The organism is Xanthomonas arboricola pv. juglandis, from assembly GCF_001013475.1.
Taxonomy (GTDB): Bacteria; Pseudomonadota; Gammaproteobacteria; order Xanthomonadales; family Xanthomonadaceae; genus Xanthomonas; species Xanthomonas arboricola.
In genome coordinates this window covers 978336-995515 of record NZ_JZEF01000001.1, presented here as the reverse complement: position 1 = coordinate 995515, position 17180 = coordinate 978336, and the positions used below count along the sequence as shown (strand labels likewise).

15 protein-coding genes are annotated in these 17180 nt (G+C 66.8%); 5 read left to right on the top strand and 10 right to left on the bottom strand.

Features of this window, described 5'->3' with window-relative positions:
- Nucleotides 1-14 precede the first annotated feature (14 nt).
- From XARJCFBP2528_RS03945 to efp, 3 genes are read right to left on the bottom strand one after another with little or no spacing between them, the layout of a single operon-like run.
- Nucleotides 15-1352 (bottom strand): TRZ/ATZ family hydrolase, encoded by a 1338-nt coding sequence (locus tag XARJCFBP2528_RS03945; protein ID WP_026064640.1) that lies wholly within the window; start codon nucleotides 1350-1352, stop codon nucleotides 15-17.
- An 18-nt stretch (nucleotides 1353-1370) separates the two neighbouring features.
- Complete coding sequence (locus XARJCFBP2528_RS03940; RefSeq protein ID WP_459186510.1) at nucleotides 1371-2171, bottom strand: PA3715 family protein; 801 nt, start codon at nucleotides 2169-2171, stop codon at nucleotides 1371-1373.
- A 52-nt stretch (nucleotides 2172-2223) separates the two neighbouring features.
- On the bottom strand, nucleotides 2224-2790 hold the full coding sequence (gene efp, locus XARJCFBP2528_RS03935) for an elongation factor P (RefSeq protein ID WP_007962665.1): 567 nt from the start codon (nucleotides 2788-2790) through the stop codon (nucleotides 2224-2226).
- A gap of 103 nt (nucleotides 2791-2893) precedes the next feature.
- Between efp and epmB the strand changes: the two genes are divergently transcribed.
- Nucleotides 2894-3922 (top strand): EF-P beta-lysylation protein EpmB, encoded by a 1029-nt coding sequence (gene epmB / locus XARJCFBP2528_RS03930; protein WP_026064641.1) that lies wholly within the window; start codon nucleotides 2894-2896, stop codon nucleotides 3920-3922.
- A 103-nt stretch (nucleotides 3923-4025) separates the two neighbouring features.
- Here the strand turns inward: epmB and XARJCFBP2528_RS03925 are convergent, their stop codons facing one another.
- Genes XARJCFBP2528_RS03925 through XARJCFBP2528_RS03915 form a run of 3 tightly spaced genes read right to left on the bottom strand, consistent with a single transcriptional unit; the run spans nucleotide 4026 to nucleotide 7888 of the window.
- Nucleotides 4026-6143, bottom strand: a complete 2118-nt coding sequence (locus tag XARJCFBP2528_RS03925) for a putative bifunctional diguanylate cyclase/phosphodiesterase (RefSeq protein WP_047124336.1) — start codon at nucleotides 6141-6143, stop codon at nucleotides 4026-4028.
- A complete protein-coding gene (locus XARJCFBP2528_RS03920) occupies nucleotides 6140-7069 on the bottom strand; it encodes a phosphate/phosphite/phosphonate ABC transporter substrate-binding protein (RefSeq protein ID WP_047124335.1) in 930 nt (309 codons plus the stop codon). The genes XARJCFBP2528_RS03925 and XARJCFBP2528_RS03920 overlap by 4 nt, the downstream gene beginning before the upstream one ends.
- A gap of 51 nt (nucleotides 7070-7120) precedes the next feature.
- Entirely contained in the window at nucleotides 7121-7888 is a 768-nt protein-coding gene (locus XARJCFBP2528_RS03915) for an RNA methyltransferase (protein WP_016905057.1), read from the bottom strand.
- Between the two features lie 116 nt (nucleotides 7889-8004).
- Between XARJCFBP2528_RS03915 and XARJCFBP2528_RS03910 the strand changes: the two genes are divergently transcribed.
- A complete protein-coding gene (locus XARJCFBP2528_RS03910; protein WP_016905058.1) occupies nucleotides 8005-8838 on the top strand; it encodes an inositol monophosphatase family protein in 834 nt (277 codons plus the stop codon).
- A 511-nt stretch (nucleotides 8839-9349) separates the two neighbouring features.
- Here the strand turns inward: XARJCFBP2528_RS03910 and XARJCFBP2528_RS03905 are convergent.
- Nucleotides 9350-9961, bottom strand: coding sequence for a superoxide dismutase (locus XARJCFBP2528_RS03905; protein ID WP_016904847.1), 612 nt, complete (start codon nucleotides 9959-9961; stop codon nucleotides 9350-9352).
- A 257-nt stretch (nucleotides 9962-10218) separates the two neighbouring features.
- Here XARJCFBP2528_RS03905 and XARJCFBP2528_RS03900 point away from each other — a divergent pair, with 257 nt between their 5' ends.
- A complete protein-coding gene (locus tag XARJCFBP2528_RS03900; RefSeq protein ID WP_016904848.1) occupies nucleotides 10219-10668 on the top strand; it encodes a guanyl-specific ribonuclease in 450 nt (149 codons plus the stop codon).
- The gene (locus XARJCFBP2528_RS03895; protein ID WP_016904849.1) at nucleotides 10665-11090 is read left to right on the top strand and encodes a barstar family protein; all 426 of its coding nucleotides are present in this window, start codon (nucleotides 10665-10667) and stop codon (nucleotides 11088-11090) included. Before XARJCFBP2528_RS03900 ends, XARJCFBP2528_RS03895 begins: the two co-directional genes overlap by 4 nt.
- 208 nt (nucleotides 11091-11298) lie before the next feature.
- Here XARJCFBP2528_RS03895 and XARJCFBP2528_RS03890 read toward each other — a convergent pair whose 3' ends face one another.
- The gene (locus tag XARJCFBP2528_RS03890) at nucleotides 11299-13191 is read right to left on the bottom strand and encodes an ATP-binding cassette domain-containing protein (RefSeq protein ID WP_016904850.1); all 1893 of its coding nucleotides are present in this window, start codon (nucleotides 13189-13191) and stop codon (nucleotides 11299-11301) included.
- A 102-nt stretch (nucleotides 13192-13293) separates the two neighbouring features.
- Between XARJCFBP2528_RS03890 and dbpA the strand changes: the two genes are divergently transcribed.
- Nucleotides 13294-14670 (top strand): ATP-dependent RNA helicase DbpA, encoded by a 1377-nt coding sequence (dbpA, locus tag XARJCFBP2528_RS03885; protein WP_047124334.1) that lies wholly within the window; start codon nucleotides 13294-13296, stop codon nucleotides 14668-14670.
- Between the two features lie 146 nt (nucleotides 14671-14816).
- Here dbpA and XARJCFBP2528_RS03880 read toward each other — a convergent pair whose 3' ends face one another.
- The gene (locus XARJCFBP2528_RS03880) at nucleotides 14817-15377 is read right to left on the bottom strand and encodes an adenine phosphoribosyltransferase (protein WP_024939306.1); all 561 of its coding nucleotides are present in this window, start codon (nucleotides 15375-15377) and stop codon (nucleotides 14817-14819) included.
- 94 nt (nucleotides 15378-15471) lie between these two features.
- Nucleotides 15472-17028 carry a protein adenylyltransferase SelO gene (locus XARJCFBP2528_RS03875; RefSeq protein ID WP_047124333.1) on the bottom strand — a complete coding sequence of 519 codons (1557 nt, stop codon included), beginning with the start codon at nucleotides 17026-17028 and terminating at the stop codon, nucleotides 15472-15474.
- Nucleotides 17029-17180: the final 152 nt, after the last annotated feature.

The following is a 17180-nucleotide window of genomic DNA, read 5'->3' as shown; positions in this document are numbered from 1 at the left end:
GGGGTGACGCGCGCTCAGGCGCGGACGGTGCGGATGCGCTCGCGCCACTGCCGTGCATTGGCGACCAGGGCAGCGGTGTCCATGTCGATGAGCTCGCGCTGCACCAGCTTGGGCTTGCCGGCGATCCACACATCGGTGACCTGATGACGGCCGGCGGCGTAGATCAGTTGCGACAGCACATGATGCAGCGGCTGGGTCTCCAGTGCGGACAGATCCACGCAGACCAGATCGGCCTGCTTGCCGATTTCGATCGAGCCGATCCTGTCGCCGAAGCCCAACGCGCGCGCGCCGCCCAGTGTGGCCGCACGCAGCGTGGTGGCCGCGTCCAGTGCGGTGGCATCGTTGGCCACTGCCTTGGCCAGGATCGCCGCCGTGCGGTTCTCGCTGAACATGTCCAGGTCGTTGTTGCTGGCGCAGCCGTCGGTGCCGATCGCCAGGTTCACGCCGGCACGTTGCAGCGCGCAGGCCGGGCAAAAACCCGAAGCGAGCTTGAGGTTGGACTCCGGGCAATGCACCACGCTGACGCCGCGCTCGGCGCACAGGTGGATTTCCGCCTCGGTGAGCTGGGTCATGTGCACGGCGATCAGGCGGTCGTTGACCAGCCCCAGGCGATCCAGCCGCGCCAGCGGGCGCTGCCCGTACTGGGCAACCGAATCGGCCACTTCCTGCGCGGTTTCGTGCGTGTGCAGATGCACCGGCAGATCCAGCTGGTCGGCCAGCATGCGCACGCGCTCGAAGTTGGCGTCGTTGACCGTGTACGGCGCGTGCGGCGCGAAGGCGGTGCTGATCAGCGGATCGTCGCGCCACTGGTCGTGCAGTTCGCCGGCCCGTGCGAAGTATTCGTCGTCCGACGATGCCCAGGCGGTGGGGAAATCGATGATCACCGCGCCGACCAGCGCACGGAAACCGTGCTGCTTGTACACGGCCGCCTGCACATCGGCGAAGAAGTAGTTTTCGTTGACGCAGGTGGTGCCGCCACGCAGCATTTCGGCGATCGCCAGCGTGGTGCCGTCGGCGACGAACTCTGGCCCGATCACCGCCGCTTCCACCGGCCAGATGTGCTGCTGCAGCCACACCATCAGCGGCAGATCGTCGGCAACGCCACGCAGCAGCGTCATCGGGTTATGTGTATGCGCATTGACCAGGCCCGGGATCAGGGCGGCCTCCGGGCGCGACACGGTCTGCGTCGGCGCAAACCGCAGGCGCGCCTCGGCGGTCGGCAGGATCGCCACGATGACGCCGTTGTGCACCGCTACCGCGTGATCATCGAGCACCACCGCATGCGGCTCGATCGGCACGACGTAGCCGGCTTCGATCAACAGGTCGCAGCCTTCGGGAGGGGCATTGGTCATGAGCGGATCCATAAAAGGTTAATTGTCGAACGGCCAGCTGGGATCGCCACCGGCCACAGGCACATAGCGCTGGCCGTCGTAGCGCAGCACCTGGCGCACGCGACGGGTGCGTTCGGTATCGGTGTCGCTGCCAGCGGCGCTCTCCACGGTAGCCACGTTGGCTGTCAGCACGATGTCCGCGTAGCCGGCGTGTACCTGCGGCGCCATGCTCACGCTCAGATTGGCCACTTCGGTGATCACATCGCCCTTGCCCAGACTGCACGGCTCGCCTTTCACACGTTGCCACGCATAGAGATCGCGTTGCAGCACCGGGCGCAGACTGCGCCCCTCGCGCACCAGCAGGGTCAATGCCTGATTGCTGTAAAAATCCGGGCAGCTGGGCCCGCGCGCGGCGCTGTGCACCACCACGCCGATCGCACGCACGCCCTTGGCCAGGTCGTAGCGCGCGGTGTCCAGGCGCAGGCTGTCGGCAGCCAGTTCAAAGGCGGCGTCCTCGCCCATTGCCTGCGCGTAGAACGCCAGCACCTTGCCGCTGGCGGCATCGAGCATGGCCACGCGCAACTCGAGGTCGCGCTCGCCAGGCACGCTCTCCGCATCGCCGGCAAATGCGATTGCCGCCAGCCGGATCGCCGCATCGTTCGGCCACGGCTTGCAGCTCTGGGCCACCAAACGGTCGACCGGCACCGTGGCGGCAGCGCCGCCCACGACGCCGGACGTTGCAATGGCCGCAACGGCGGCCACGTCAGCGGCATCGCAGGTTGCGGCAGCCGATTGCGCAAACGCCGGGCACGCGAGCAGCGCACCCCACAGCCCCAACACGACACTGGCACCGCGTCCCGCTCGATCAGGCCAGTGTCCCGGACGCATCGTCTTACTTGACGCGCGCCGAGTATTCGCCCGAGCGGGTGTCAACCTTGATGATTTCGTCCTGGTTGACGAACAGCGGCACGCGCACCACCGCGCCGGTTTCCAGCGTCGCCGGCTTGCCGCCGCCGCCGGAGGTATCGCCGCGCACGCCCGGGTCGGTCTCGGTGATCTTCAGCTCGACGAAGTTCGGCGGCTGCACCCAGATCGGCGTGCCGTTCCACAGCGTCACGATGCAGTCTTCCTCGCCCTTGAGCCACTTGTCGGCGCCACCCATGCCGGCCTTGTCGGTCTGCACCTGCTCGAAGGTTTCCGGGTCCATGAAGTGCCAGTACTCGCCATCGCTGTACAGGTAGCGCATGTCGGTATCGACCACGTCGGCCACTTCCACGTCGTCGGTCGCCTTCATGGTCATTTCGACCACGCGGCCGGACTTGATGAAGCGGTACTTCATGCGGGTGAAGGCCTGGCCCTTGCCCGGCTTGACGTATTCGGTCTCGGTGATGACCGCCGGCTCGTTGTTGACCAGGATCTTCATGCCGTTCTTGACGTCGTTCATGCCAACAGTGGCCATGGTGCAGCTCCTCGATAAGACCACGACCTGCCACAGGCCGTGGCAGGTCGGATTAGAATGGGGCGCCCGCCGCAACCGGCGGGCATTGGTTTTGTGACCGCACATGATACCCGCAGCCCCCCTCGCCTTGCAGCCATCTCCGCCGCCCACCCTGCAACCGCCGCGCTGGCAGCAGCAGTGGCGCGACGCCGTGCGCGACCCGCGCGCGCTGCTGGCGTTGCTGGGCCTGGAGGCGCAGGCGGCCGGGATCAGCGATGCCGCCGCCGCCCAGTTCCCGCTGCGGGTGCCGCAGGCATTCGTGGCGCGCATGCGCCATGGCGACCTGCACGACCCGCTGCTGCGCCAGGTGCTGCCGCTGGACGATGAAATGCGGCCGGTGCCCGGCTTCGGCCTGGATGCGGTCGGCGATGGCGCCGCCAAGACCGCCGACGGGGTGATCCAGAAGTACCGCGGCCGCGCGCTGCTGATCGCCACCGGCAGCTGCGCGGTGCACTGCCGCTACTGCTTCCGCCGCCACTTCCCATATGCCGAGGAAACCGCCGCGCGCGACGGATGGCGCGACGCGGTCGCCACGATCGCGGCCGACCCCGGCATCGACGAAGTGCTGCTGTCCGGCGGCGACCCGCTGTCGCTGGCCACCGGCAAGCTGGCCGAACTCACCGACGCGCTGGCTGCCATCGGCCACATCAAGCGCCTGCGCATCCACAGCCGGCTGCCGATCGTGCTGCCCGAGCGCGTCGACGCGCCGCTGCTGGCCTGGCTGCGCAGCCTGCCGTGGCCGGTGGCCTTCGTGGTGCATGCCAACCACGCCAACGAATTCGATACCGCCGTGGACGATGCCATGCGCGCCCTGCGCGAAGCCGGCGCACAGTTGCTCAACCAGGCCGTGCTGCTGCGCGGCGTCAACGACAGCGTGGACGCGCTGGCGGCCCTGAGCGAACGCAGCTTCGCCGCCGGCGTGCTGCCGTATTACCTGCACCAGCTCGACCGGGTGGCCGGCGTGGCGCATTTCGAAGTGGACGATGCGCGCGCGCGCGCCCTGCACACCGAACTGGCCACGCGCCTGTCCGGCTACCTGGTGCCGCGCCTGGTGCGCGAAATCCCCGGCGACACGGGCAAACGGCCGCTGTAACCACCCAGCTCTCAAACACATCGGATCGATCGTAGGAGCGCACCCGGGCGCGACGGGCGTTACCGGTCATGCTTCGTCGCGCCCGGGTGCGCTCCTACGCTGCTCAGCCTGCGGCGATCAGCTTGACCATGTCAGCCGGGCTCAGTGGGCGGCTGAACCAGTAGCCCTGGCCCAGGTCGCAGCCACGCTCGCGCAGCAGGTTGAACTGCGCTTCCTGCTCGATCCCCTCGGCCACCACCGTGATGCCCAGCGAATGTGCCATGCCGATGATGGCCGTGGTCAGCGCCAGATCGTCCGGGTCGCACTGCAGGTCGGCGATGAAACTCTTGTCGATCTTGACCCCGTCCACCGGCACCTGGCGCAGATGGCTCAAGCCGGAGAAACCGGTGCCGAAGTCGTCCAGCCACACCTTCACACCGGTACGGTGCAATTGATCGAGCAGGCTGGCGGCCATCATTTCGTCGCCGATCACCGCCGTTTCGGTCAGCTCCAGGTGCAAGCGCGCGGCCGGCAGGCCGGACTCGGCCAGGCACTCGGCCACGGTGTCGATCAGGTCGCCACTGCGCAGCTGACGGGGCGAGACGTTGACCGAGATGAACAAGCCCTCGCCCACCACCGGCCATTGCGCCGCTTCCAGACACGCCGCGCGCAGCACCTTGGGGCCGATCACCTCGATCAGGCCGCTTTGCTCTGCGATATCGATAAAGGTGGACGGCGCAATCGTGCCCAGCGCCGGGTGCTGCCAGCGCAACAGCACTTCCACCCCCACCAGCACACGGTCGCTGGTGCGATAGATCGGCTGATAGACCAGCCGCAGCTCGTCGCGATCCCAGGCCCCGCGCAGCTCGTGCTCCATGTGCACACGGCGCTCCACTGCATGATCGGCGGCGCGGCTGTAGAAGCGGTGGCAGTTCTTGCCCGCCACCTTGGCCTGGTACATCGCGATGTCGCCGTTCTTCAGCAACACAGTGGCGTTGCTGGCGTCGTCCGGGAACAGCGTGATGCCGATCGAGGTACCCAGGAACACCTCCCGGCCCTGCACATTCAAGGGGCGGCTCAATTCGTGCACCAGCCGGTCTGCGAGCTGGGCGGCAAGCAGGCTGACATCGCCATTTTGCAGCAGGATCACGAACTCATCGCCACCGAAGCGCGCCAGGATCGCGTCGTCGCCGCCCAACGCACCGACCGCGCGACTGATGCGACTGGCGAACTGCAGCAGCGCCTCGTCGCCGGCTTCGTGGCCCAACGTGTCGTTGACGCGCTTGAAGTCGTCGATGTCGGCGAACAGCAGCGCCAGCTTGCTGCCGGTGCTGCGGGCGGTGTTGAGCAGATGGTCCAGGCCTTCGCGGAAACCCAGCCGGTTGGTCAGGCCGGTCAGCGCATCGGTGTAGGCCATGTGGCGCACCTCGCGATCGTGCCGGGCGATGCTCTCGCTCATGCGGCCGAAGGCGGAAATCAACTCGCCGATCTCGTCGTTGCGCGGATGCGGCGGCAATTGCACCGCGTAGTCGCCACGCTCGATCTGGCGCGCGGCCGCAGCCAGCAACCGCACCGGCGCCACCAGGGTACGTTGCACATAGATGGCCAACAGCACCCCCAGCGCCACCAGCGCGGCCAGCAGCACCAGCAACCAGCCCAGATCGCGCTTGCCGATCGCGTTGAGGTTCTGCACCAGGGTCAGGTTGGCGCCGGATTCGATCCTGCGCACCCGCTCGCGCGACATCCCCACCCGCACCCCGCCGATGCGCTGGTCGCCGATCTTGATCGGCACCGTCACGTCCAGCACTTCGGGCGAGGATTGCAATAGCATGGCGCGCGTCGTCTTCGCCCTGGCCGCGAGCGGATCGGTCATGGCCTGGCCATAACGCTGCAGATTGTGCGAGCCATCGTGTACCAGCCGGCCGCGTCGATCGAACACCAGCACGTAGCTCACCACCTGCTGCCGCGAGGCATTGCGCACCAGCGCCCCCACCGCGCCCAGATCGGAGTAGTACAGCGGATTGGCCAGACCGCTCGCCAGTTCGGTGGCCAGGGTCTCTCCACGCGTGCGCAGGCTGCGATCGAACAGCTCGTGCAGAATCTGCGCGCTGAGCCCGCGCACTTCGCGTTGCATCGCGCTCTGGCGCTGCAGCAGCGACGCCAGGATCGCACCGACCAGCAGCAGCGTCAGCGCCATCACCAGCAGAAAGCGTGCCTGCAACCCGAAGCGCACCTGAGTCATTCCACTTGATCCCTGACACGTTGCAGCCCGGCGCTCAGTCCATCCAGGCGCCGGCGATTGACATCATCCAGCGGGTGAAAGGCGGTGGTGCCGAAGAAGCGCTTCAAGGCCGGCCCGGCCTTGGGGTCGGAGGCCGCCTGCAGCAGCACCACGCGCAGCCGCCGCTCTACGGCCGGATCCATGCCGGTACGCACCATCTCCACCGCGCGCGGCACCGGCGCACTGTGATGGACGATGCGGAAGTCGCGCTTGAACACCTGTGGCAGGTGGCGCTCGTCGTCCCAGTCAGCGTTGCTGAAAGCGCCCGCATCGATCAGGTGCTGATGCACGAAGGCGGAGATATTCAATTTCGAGCCGACCATCAGGTAACCCACCGAGCCCGGCACCTGGCTGTCATCCGGCGACAGCAGCACATCGCAGGCGATGCCGTTGCGCACCAGCTCCAGCATCGGCAGCAGATAGCCGCTGGTGGAGGAGGCGTTCTGCAACGCCAGGGTGTGGCCGCGCAACTGCTTGAGCGACTGGATCGGGCTGTCGCGGCGGACGAAGAACACCGTATGAAACTCGCGCAGGCCGGCGCGCTCGGTCATCACCAGCGGGTGCGCACTGCCGCGCTGTTCCAGCAGCATTGCCGCACCGGTGGTTTCACTGACCCAGTCGACGCGGCCACGCCGCAGGTAACTGGACATCTGCCGTGCATCCGGCGCCATCAGGATTTCGCCACGGCGGATGCCGACCTCGTGCATGCGCGGCACCACGTAGTCCAGCAGGGGCTTGAGTTGGGCGTAATGCGTGGCGGGATCGTCGCTGATCCGTCCAAGCACCAATACCGGGGAAGGCGCCGCTATCGCCGTCGCGGCAAAGCCTGCCCCGGCCAACAGCCCGCAGGCAATCAGACACCATCGTAGACCGCGCAAAACGGACACTCCCCTAGAGCCGCCGACAGCCTAGCCGAATCTTTCGAGATGTGACAGACGTCAGTTTCCGTTGCGCTTTGCCAGCATGGCCATGCGCTGCGCATCGGACAGAATGCCGCGCAGCAAACGCACTTCCTGCTCGCTCATGTCCGCGCGCAACAGCAGCCGCCGCAGCTTGCGCATCGCCGACTCCGGCGCGCGCCCCTTGTGGAAGTCGATCTCGTCCAGGGTCTGGCCCAACTGGCCGAACATGCCTTCCAGTTGGGCATGGCTGGCCGGGCCCTCGCGCAGCGCGCCGGCCGCCGCGGCGGGCGCAGCCTCCGCTTCGCCGGCCGCCAGCTGCGCCAGCCGCACCTCGTACGCCACGACTTGTACCGCCGCCGCCAGGTTGAGCGAGCTGAACGCCGGGTCGGAGGGGATATGCAGCGCCGCATGGCAGAGCTGCAGCTCGTCGTTGGTCAGGCCGGTACGCTCGCGGCCGAACACGATCGCCACTTCGGCCGGTTCGCCGGCCTTGGCCCAGGCACGGCGCGCGCCCTCGTCCGGCGGCAGCTCTTCCAGCGCGACCCGGCGCGCACGCGCGGTGCAGCCGATCACCAGGGTGCAATCGGCCACCGCCTCGGCCAGGGTGGCGAAGATCGGCGCCTCGCCGAGCACGTCCTCGGCACCGGCCGAACGCCGATAGGCGTCTTCGTCGAGCGCACGCTCCGGCGCCACCAGCACTAGGCGCGACACCCCCATCGTCTTCATCGCGCGCGCGGCGGCGCCGATGTTGCCTGGATGCTGGGTGCCGACAAGAACAAAACGGATGCGCTGGCTGACGGACATGAACGGAGATTGGGGAGCGATTCGGTCGTAGATGGTAAACTGCGCGGCCGGCTTTGGTGCCGGACCGCTCTTTTACCTTCGCCATTTTCGATTCTGCCTTCACGGGAGCTTTAACCATGCAGAAACCCGCCGTCACCGTCATGGTCAAAGCCGCCCGCCTCGCCGGCAATGTGCTGTTGCGCGGTATCAACAAGCTCGATGCGCTCAACGTGGTGCAGAAAGGCCGCATGGACTACGCCAGCGAAGTCGATGCCGATGCCGAGAAGGTCATCATCAAGGAACTCAAGCGCGGCTACCCCGAGTACGCCGTGTTCGGCGAAGAAGGCGGCGTGCAAGGTGGCAAGAGTGGCCGCTACACCTGGGTCATCGACCCGCTGGACGGCACCAGCAACTATCTGCGCGGCTTCCCGCATTACTGCGTGTCGATCGCGCTGGTGGAAAACGGCGAACCCACCGATGCGGTGATCTTCGACCCGCTGCGCAACGAGCTGTTCACCGCCAGCCGCGGCGCCGGCGCGGTGCTCAACGACCGCCGCATCCGCATCGCCGAACGCAAGGACCTGGAAGGCGCGATGGTCCATACCGGCTTCCCGCCGCGCGAGCGCGCACGTATCAGTGCGCAGCTGAAGTGCGTCGATGCGTTGCTGGTACAGGCAGAGGATGTGCGTCGTACCGGTTCTGCCGCGCTGGACCTGGCCTATGTGGCCTGTGGCCGCGCCGATGCGTATTTCGAGGCCGGCGTCAAAGCCTGGGACATCGCAGCCGGCGTGCTGCTGGTGCGCGAAGCCGGTGGCCGCGTCTGCGACTACAAGGGCGCCACCCCGCCGCGCATGGACAACATGGGCCCGGAAACGCAGCAGATCGTGGCCGGCAACATCAAGATCAGCGACGCGCTGCAGAAGGTCATCGTCAACACCGGCTACGCCCGCGAGTTCGACGCCAAGTTCTGATCGCTGCCCGACCCCAAGTTCTGGTCGACGCCCGCACAACGTAGGAGCGCGCCCGAGCGCGACGGGCCTTCCCGGCAAAGCCCTCGCGACCAGGGTCGCTCCTACAACAGCGCCGTAAACGCACAAGGTCGGGATCGCTCCCGGCCTCGTGCGTTCCAGCTCGATGCAGAGCCCATCGGCGCCGCACAACGTAGGAGCGCGCCCGAGCGCGACGGGCCTTCCCCAGCAAAGCCCTCGCGACCAGGGTCGCTGCTACAACAGCGCGCAGCAAAACGCATAAGGCCGGGATCACTCCCGGCCTTGTGCGTTCCAGCTCGATGCAAAGCCCATCGGCGCCGTACACCGTAGGAGCGCGCCCGAGCGCGACGGGCCTTCCCGGCAAAGCCCCTCGCGACCAGGGTCGCTCCTACAACAGCGCGCAGCAAACGAATAAGGCCGGGATCACTCCCGGCCTTGTTCGTTGGGTGCCGCTGTCACAGCGCTACGTGGAACCTGGCGCTGATGCAGGACTTCAGGCGATCGCAGCGTGGTAGCGGCGCTCGACTTCTTCCCAGTTCACTGCGTTGTAGAACGCGCCGATGTATTCCGGGCGACGGTTCTGGTACTTCAGGTAGTACGCGTGTTCCCACACGTCCAGACCCAGGATCGGGGTGTTGCCTTCGAACAGCGGGCTGTCCTGGTTGGCGGTGCTTTCCACCACCAGCTTCTTGTCCGGGGTCACGCTCAACCAGGCCCAGCCCGAGCCGAAACGGCTGACGGCGGCCTTGGTGAAGGCTTCCTTGAACTTCTCGAAACCACCGATGTCCTTGTCGATCGCCTTGGCGACCTCGCCCTTGGGCTCACCGCCGCCATTGGGCGACAGCACGGTCCAGAACAGCGAATGGTTGGCGTGGCCACCACCGTTGTTGCGCACCGGGCCCTGCAGGTTTTCCGGCAGGCTCTTCAGCTTGGACACCAGCTCTTCCACCGGCAGGTCGGCGTACTCGGTCCCTTCCAGCGCCGCGTTGACGTTGTTGATGTAGGTCTGGTGATGCTTGGTGTGATGGATTTCCATCGTCTGCGCATCGATGTTGGGTTCCAGCGCGTCGTAGGCGTAGGGCAACTGCGGGAGGGTGTAGGCCATGCGTGTCTCCTGGACTTGCCGCCCGGCGAAGACCGGGCGTTGCGGGGTAGATGGTAAGGACGGCGGCGGCGCTTACCAAGGGTATTGGCAGGGAAACTTCATCCCATCGCATGCCGCGTCGTGTTCGCTGCACACCTTGCACCATGCCCTGGTTACTTGGGCGTGAACCGTCCCACCAGCCGGCGCGTTCAAAGTCGACACAGTCGCGCAACGGCATACTTGCCCTGCCGTCCCAACACCCTGTTTCCGGAACCGTCATGCGCAAGCCCGCTTTGCTGATCGTCGCCATCGTGCTGCTCGTCGCCGGGTTATGGGGCATGCGCGCGATGCAGACACCCAAGCCGCACTTCGCGCCGCAGCTCAGCGCGCCGATCGCCGCAGCAGCACCGGTTGAACGCTCACCGCAGCAGCAAGCGTTGCCCGGGTTCCTGCCGACCGAGGCCATGGCCACGATCGTGCTGATCCAGCGCGGCGGGCCATTCCCGCATCCGCAGGACGGCAGCGTGTTCGGCAATCGTGAGCAGCGCCTGCCCGAGCGTCCGCGCGGCTACTACCACGAATACACCGTGGAAACCCCAGGCAGTCCCGATCGCGGTGCGCGCCGCATCGTCACCGGCGGTACGCCGCCGCAGGCGTGGTATTACAGCGACGATCATTACCAGAGTTTCAGATCGTTCCAGGGCCCGGCCCCGGAGCAGGCGCCATGAGCGCGGGCGACTTCGCACTGGACCTGTCCGACCCACAGCAATCGGGCGTCTACCAAGCCGAGACCGACGATCTGGACACCATGGCCGCGCTTGCCCGCGATGCCGGCTTGCACATCCTGCGCGTGGACCTGGCCAGTTGCAGCGACAAGCACAGGTTGCTGATGCGTCTGGCCACCCAACTGGACTTCCCGGCCGGCTTCGGCCGCAACTGGGACGCGCTCTCCGATGCCTTGCGCGATCTGGCGTGGCTGCCGGCGTCGCATGGCTATGCGCTGCTGATCGACGGCGCCGATGCGCTGGCCCGCACTGCGCCGAACGACCGCGACACCTTGCTGGACATCCTCGACGAAGCGGCTACCGCCTGGGCCGCGCGCGGGCTCACGTTTGCGGCATTCGTGGCGCCTGCGAGCGCCTCCGACTAAGCGCTGCCTGCCAGACGCATCCCGCAATCACGGGACACAGCACGATCAACACAGCGTGTTGGTGATCGGTTATCACCGGTGCGTATCCAGCGCGTGTTTTACGCGACGCGCTGCCCCACGGCTGCCACCCCTGTAGTGGGAGGCGTGGTGCCAGTTATCGCTCCACACATCCACAAGGCCGGCACGCAGTCGCGCACCGGCCCGACCGTCAACTATCCAGTTCGCTCCAGCGCGCGAACGCTGCATCCAGCCGAGCCTGCGCATCGCCCAATGCGGCGGTATGCGCGGCCATCGCCGCACTGTCGCGCTGGTAGAAAGCCGGGTCGTTCATCGCCTCGGTCAGTGCCGCAACCTGCTGCTCCAGGGTTTCGATCAAGGCCGGCAATTGCTCCAGCTCACGCGCGTCCTTGTAGCTGAGCTTGCGCTTGGGCGCGGCATCGGCCGGCAGCGCAGCCGCCACCGACGTAGTCGCCGCCGCCGTCGCCGATGCCTTGGCGACCGCCATCGCGTTGGGCGCCGGGGTGCGACGCTGACGCAACGAATCGCTGTACCCGCCGACGTAATCGCCGATCAGGCCCTCGCCCTCCATCACCAGCGTGGAGGTCACCACGTTGTCGAGGAAGTCGCGGTCATGGCTGACCAGCAACAAGGTGCCGGTGTACTCGCCCAGCAGCTCTTCCAGCAGCTCCAGCGTTTCCACGTCCAGATCGTTGGTCGGTTCGTCCATCACCAGCAGGTTGGACGGCTGCGCGAACAGGCGGGCCAGCAGCAGCCGATTGCGCTCGCCACCGGACAGCCGGGTGATCGGCGCACGTGCGCGCTCGGGGGTGAACAAAAAGTCCTGCAGATACGCATGCACATGCTTGCGCTTGCCGTTGATCTCGATGAAGTCGCGGCCTTCGGCCACGTTCTCGATCGCGCTCCAGTCCTCGCGCAGCGTGGAACGGTACTGATCGAAGTAGGCGATCTGCAGATTGGTGCCGATGCGGATTTCGCCCTGCTGCGCCTGCAGATCACCCAGCAGCAACTTCAGCAAGGTGGTCTTGCCGCTGCCATTGGGGCCGATCAGCCCGATGCGGTCGCCGCGCTGGATGATGGTCGAAAAATCCTTGACCATCGTGCGCGCGCCGAATGCGAAACCGACTTCCTTGGCCTCGATCACCTTCTTGCCAGAGGACTCGCCCTGCGAGACTTCCATGCGCACGTTGCCGGTCAGGTCGCGGCGCTGCACGCGCTCGTTGCGCATCGATTCCAGACGCCGTACGCGGCCTTCGTCGCGGGTACGCCGCGCCTTGATGCCCTGACGGATCCAGATTTCTTCCTGCGCCAGCATCTTGTCGAAGCGCGCGTTTTCCTGCGCCTGCGCATTGAGCCGCTCTTCGCGGCGACGCTCGTAATTGGCCCAGTCGCCCGGCCAGCTGGTGACCTGCCCGCGGTCGATCTCGACGATGCGGGTGGCCAACGCACGCAGGAAGCGCCGGTCATGGGTGACGAACAACACGCTGCCATTCCAGTTCTTCAGGAACGACTCCAGCCAGTCGATGGCTTCGATGTCCAGGTGGTTGGTTGGCTCGTCCAGCAGCAGCACATCCGGCGAGGACACCAGCGAGCGCGCCAGCAGCACGCGCCGCTTCATGCCGCCGGACAACCGCGCAAACTCCGCATCGCCATCCAGTTCCAGCTTGGTCAGCGTCTCGCTGACGCGCTGATCCAGCGCCCAGCCGTCGGCCGCGTCGATCTTGGCCTGCACCTTGCCGAACGCGTCGGCATCGAACACCTCGGCATGACTGAGCTGGTGGAATTCGGCCAGCCAATGACCCAGCTCGCCCAGGCCGTCGGCCACCACATCGAACACGCTGCCGCCGGTGCCCTGCGGCACTTCCTGCTCCAGCCGCGCGATGCGCACGCCCTGTTGCACGCGCACTTCGCCATCGTCGGGCTTGAGCTCGCCGGCAATCAGTTTCATCAAGGTCGATTTGCCGGCGCCGTTGCGGCCGATCAGGGCGATACGCTCGCCCGGCTCGATCGTGAGGTCGGTTTTTTCCAGCAACAAGGGGCCGCCGACGCTGTAGTCGACGCTTTGCAGAGTGATTAAAGGCATGGGCTGATTGTACGGGAATCGGGAATGGTGAATCGGGAATGGAAAAAGCCTCGCCGTCGCGAATCCCCAATCCCCACTGCCCAATCCCGGCTAAAATGCGCCATGAACGAATTCTCCGCGCTGCCGCTGTCGCCGGCCCTGGCCCCCGGCATCGACGCCCTTGGCTACACCGTCCTCACTCCCATCCAGGCACAGAGCCTGCCGCCGATCCTGCAGGGGCTGGACATCATCGCCCAGGCGCCGACCGGCAGCGGCAAGACCGCCGCCTTCGGGCTGGGCCTGCTGCAGAAGCTCGACCCGGCGCTGACCCGCGCGCAGGCGCTGGTGCTGTGCCCCACCCGCGAACTGGCCGATCAGGTCGGCAAGCAGTTGCGCAAGCTGGCTACCGGCATCCCCAACATGAAGCTGGTGGTGCTGACCGGCGGCATGCCGCTCGGCCCGCAGCTGGCCTCGCTGGAAGCGCACGACCCGCAAGTGGTGGTCGGCACGCCCGGCCGCATCCAGGAACTGGCCCGCAAGCGCGCCCTGCATCTGGGCGGCGTGCGCACGCTGGTGCTGGACGAGGCCGACCGCATGCTCGACATGGGCTTTGAAGAACCCATCCGCGAGATCGCCAGCCGCTGCGACAAGCACCGCCAGAGCCTGCTGTTCTCGGCCACCTTCCCGGACATCATCCGCACGCTGGCGCGCGAGATCCTCAAGGACCCGGTCGAAATCACCGTCGAAGGCGCCGACAACGCGCCGGAAATCGACCAGCAGTTTTTCGAGGTCGACCCGACCTACCGGCAGAAGGCCGTCGCCGGCCTACTGCTGCGCTTCAATCCCGAATCCAGCGTGGTGTTCTGCAATACCCGCAAGGAAGTGGACGAGGTGGCCGGCTCGCTGCAGGAGTTCGGCTTCTCCGCGCTCGCCCTGCACGGCGACATGGAGCAGCGCGACCGCGACGAAGTGCTGGTGCGCTTCGTCAACCGCAGCTGCAACGTGCTGGTGGCCAGCGATGTGGCCGCACGCGGGCTCGACGTGGAAGACCTGTCGGCAGTGGTCAATTACGAGCTGCCCACCGATACCGAAACCTACCGCCACCGCATCGGCCGCACCGCGCGCGCCGGCAAGCGTGGATTGGCGCTCAGCCTGGTGGCCTCGCGCGAGACCGGCCGCGCGCAGGCGCTGGAAGCCGAACAGGGCCAGCCACTGAAGTGGTCGCGCGCGCCCCTGGCCACCGCCCGCCCGGCGCAGCTGCCGCAGGCGGCCATGACCACGCTACGCATCGACGGCGGCAAGACCGACAAGCTGCGTGCCGGCGACATCCTCGGCGCACTGACCGGCGAAGCCGGACTGTCGGGCGCGGCGATCGGCAAGATCGCGATCTACCCCACCCGCTCCTATGTCGCCATCGCCCGCGCGCAGGTCGCCAAGGCGCTGGCGCATCTGCATGCGGGCAAGATCAAGGGACGCCGGTTCCGGGTCAGCAAGCTGTAATCAACGCGCGGCAGCGACCCTGCCGACCAACCGATCGAGCGGCTGCGATAGCGCCTGCCGCACGATCCACAGGGATGCGCATGCTTGCGCATTCCTGTTGCCAGAAAGCCTGATCGGCAAGTTGCTCGATCGGCAAGCTGCCTGAGTCAGTAGCTCAAGGTAGCCAGCAACGGCACGTCATTGGCCCACTTCTCGCGGCCCTGCAACGCCAGCAACTCGACCAGCACCGCCGCGCCGACCACTTCCAGCTCCAGCTGTGCGGCCAGACTCAGGGCCGCGCGCAGCGTACCGCCGGTGGCAAGCACGTCGTCGACGATCAACACGCGCGCGCCGCGTGGCAACGCGTCCTCGTGCATTTCGATGCGGTCGGTACCGTATTCCAGCGCATATTCCTGAACCAGCGTACGCCCAGGCAGTTTGCCGGGCTTGCGCACCGGCACAAAGCCGGTGCGCAGTTCGCGCGCCAGCGCCGAGCCCAGGATGAAACCGCGCGCCTCGATGCCCAGCACCGCATCCAGCGGCGTGGTGCGCCAGGGCTGCGCCATTTCATCCAGCGCCGAGGCGAAGTCCGGGCCATCGGACAGCAGCGGCGTGATGTCCTTGAAGACGATGCCCGGCTTGGGAAAATCGGCGATGTCGCGGATCCGTTCGGACCATTGATTGGGTCCGGAAGAATTGGTGCCGGCGCAGCGGGTGCAGTCAGTCATGGTGGTGGTGGCGTCTAGGCCGGTGGGGACCACCCTATTCTAGGCTGCGCGGGCTCACGACGCCGCGTTTACGACATACCTGCATCTGAGCGCGTCAGGAACTGCAGGACAGCATCGAGCAGCCGGCGCGGTCGCGCGCCCAGTCTGGTCGCCGTGCGGCAAACGCCTCGCGGCCCGGCTGCTCGTCATACGGGTGCCGCATGACCTCCAGCAACTCTTCTACGCCGGATGGATCGCCCTGCTCGGCCAGGTCGATCGCCTGCTGCGCCAGATAATTGCGCAGCACGTAACGCGGGTTGGCCAGGCGCATGCGTTCGCGCCGCACCTCCGGCGACAGCGTGTCCTGCTGCAGCCGCTCAGCGTAACGCTGCAGCCAGTCCTGCAGCTGCGCGGCATGCGCGAGGCGCTTGTCCTGGTCGTAGAACGCCTCACGCAACAGCTCAGGATCCGGATGCTCTGGCGCAAATGCGATCAGGCCGCGGAAGGTCAGCGTCATGTCCATTTCCGCGTTGTGCATCAACGCGCGCAGCGCATCGATCAGTTGCAGATCCTCGTCGCGGCAGTCGGCCAGACCCAACTTGGCGGCAGTGTCGCGGCGGTCGCAGGCCAGGTAGGTATCGCGGAAGCGGTCCAGCCCCTGCTGCAGCTGCGCCTGGTCGGCGAACAGCGGCGCCAGCGCCTGCGCCAGGCGCCCCAGATTCCAATAGGCGACCTGGGGCTGGGTGCCGAAGCGGTAGCGACGGCCCTGCGCATCGGTGGTGTTCGGCGTCCAGTCCGGGTCGTAGTCGTCGACCCAGCCGTAGGGGCCGTAATCGATGGTCAGCCCCAGGATCGACATGTTGTCGGTGTTCATCACCCCATGCACAAAGCCCACCCGCATCCAGTGCGCCACCATCACCGCGGTGCGCTCGCAGACCTGCGCGAACCATGCTGCGTAAAGCGCCTCGCCAGCACCTTGCAGCTGCGGGAAATCACGCGCGATGGTGAAGTCCACCCATTGCCGCAGCAGCGCCAGATCGCCGCGCGCACTGGGCAACTCGAAGTTGCCGAAGCGGATGAACGAGGGCGCCACCCGGCATACGATCGCGCCCGGCTCGCGCTGCGGCCGGCCGTCGTAAAACATGTCGCGCACCACCGCATCGCCGGTGGTGACCAGACTCAGCGCACGCGTGGTCGGCACACCCAGATGATGCATCGCTTCGCTGCACAGGAATTCGCGGATCGACGAGCGCAAGACCGCCCGGCCATCGGCACCGCGCGAATAAGGGGTCGGGCCTGCGCCCTTGAGCTGCAGCTCGTAGCGACCGCCATCGACCCCGATTGCCTCGCCCAGCGAAATCGCCCGGCCGTCACCCAACTGGCCGGCCCAATGTCCGAACTGGTGCCCGCCATAATTGACCGCCCACGGCTGCATGCCCGGGTACAGCGCATTGCCGGCGAATACCTCGGCAAACTGCGCGCTGTTGATCTCGGCCTCATCCAGCCCCAGCCGTTGGGCGACATCGGCCGAATACGCCAGCAGGCGCGGCGCGGCCACCGGCGTCGGCATCACCGTCGACCATGCAGCGCGTACCTCGCGGCGGCGTGGACCTTGTTCGGAATCACCGGGCAGCTGCTGGCGCAGGCGGTTGTCAAACTGCAGAGTCGTCATGCATGCCAGCGTAGGCCAACGACAGTGAACTTCGCATGGGCAACCACGCATCCGGCGTTGCGCACGTACCGTATCTTCGAGCAGCTGGCCGCCAGCAAATGGACTCGTCCTGCACACGCAGGCAACAGCCGCCGCGTTATTCCTCCCCGCCC

Coding starts and splice junctions, on each gene's coding strand:
- XARJCFBP2528_RS03945 (WP_026064640.1), bottom strand. CDS start 1,352: ATGACCAATGCCCCTCCCGAAGGCTGCGACCTGTTGATCGAAGCCGGC.
- efp (WP_007962665.1), bottom strand. CDS start 2,790: ATGGCCACTGTTGGCATGAACGACGTCAAGAACGGCATGAAGATCCTG.
- epmB (WP_026064641.1), top strand. CDS start 2,894: ATGATACCCGCAGCCCCCCTCGCCTTGCAGCCATCTCCGCCGCCCACC.
- XARJCFBP2528_RS03925 (WP_047124336.1), bottom strand. CDS start 6,143: ATGACTCAGGTGCGCTTCGGGTTGCAGGCACGCTTTCTGCTGGTGATG.
- XARJCFBP2528_RS03915 (WP_016905057.1), bottom strand. CDS start 7,888: ATGTCCGTCAGCCAGCGCATCCGTTTTGTTCTTGTCGGCACCCAGCAT.
- XARJCFBP2528_RS03910 (WP_016905058.1), top strand. CDS start 8,005: ATGCAGAAACCCGCCGTCACCGTCATGGTCAAAGCCGCCCGCCTCGCC.
- XARJCFBP2528_RS03905 (WP_016904847.1), bottom strand. CDS start 9,961: ATGGCCTACACCCTCCCGCAGTTGCCCTACGCCTACGACGCGCTGGAA.
- XARJCFBP2528_RS03900 (WP_016904848.1), top strand. CDS start 10,219: ATGCGCAAGCCCGCTTTGCTGATCGTCGCCATCGTGCTGCTCGTCGCC.
- XARJCFBP2528_RS03895 (WP_016904849.1), top strand. CDS start 10,665: ATGAGCGCGGGCGACTTCGCACTGGACCTGTCCGACCCACAGCAATCG.
- XARJCFBP2528_RS03890 (WP_016904850.1), bottom strand. CDS start 13,191: ATGCCTTTAATCACTCTGCAAAGCGTCGACTACAGCGTCGGCGGCCCC.
- dbpA (WP_047124334.1), top strand. CDS start 13,294: ATGAACGAATTCTCCGCGCTGCCGCTGTCGCCGGCCCTGGCCCCCGGC.
- XARJCFBP2528_RS03880 (WP_024939306.1), bottom strand. CDS start 15,377: ATGACTGACTGCACCCGCTGCGCCGGCACCAATTCTTCCGGACCCAAT.
- XARJCFBP2528_RS03875 (WP_047124333.1), bottom strand. CDS start 17,028: ATGACGACTCTGCAGTTTGACAACCGCCTGCGCCAGCAGCTGCCCGGT.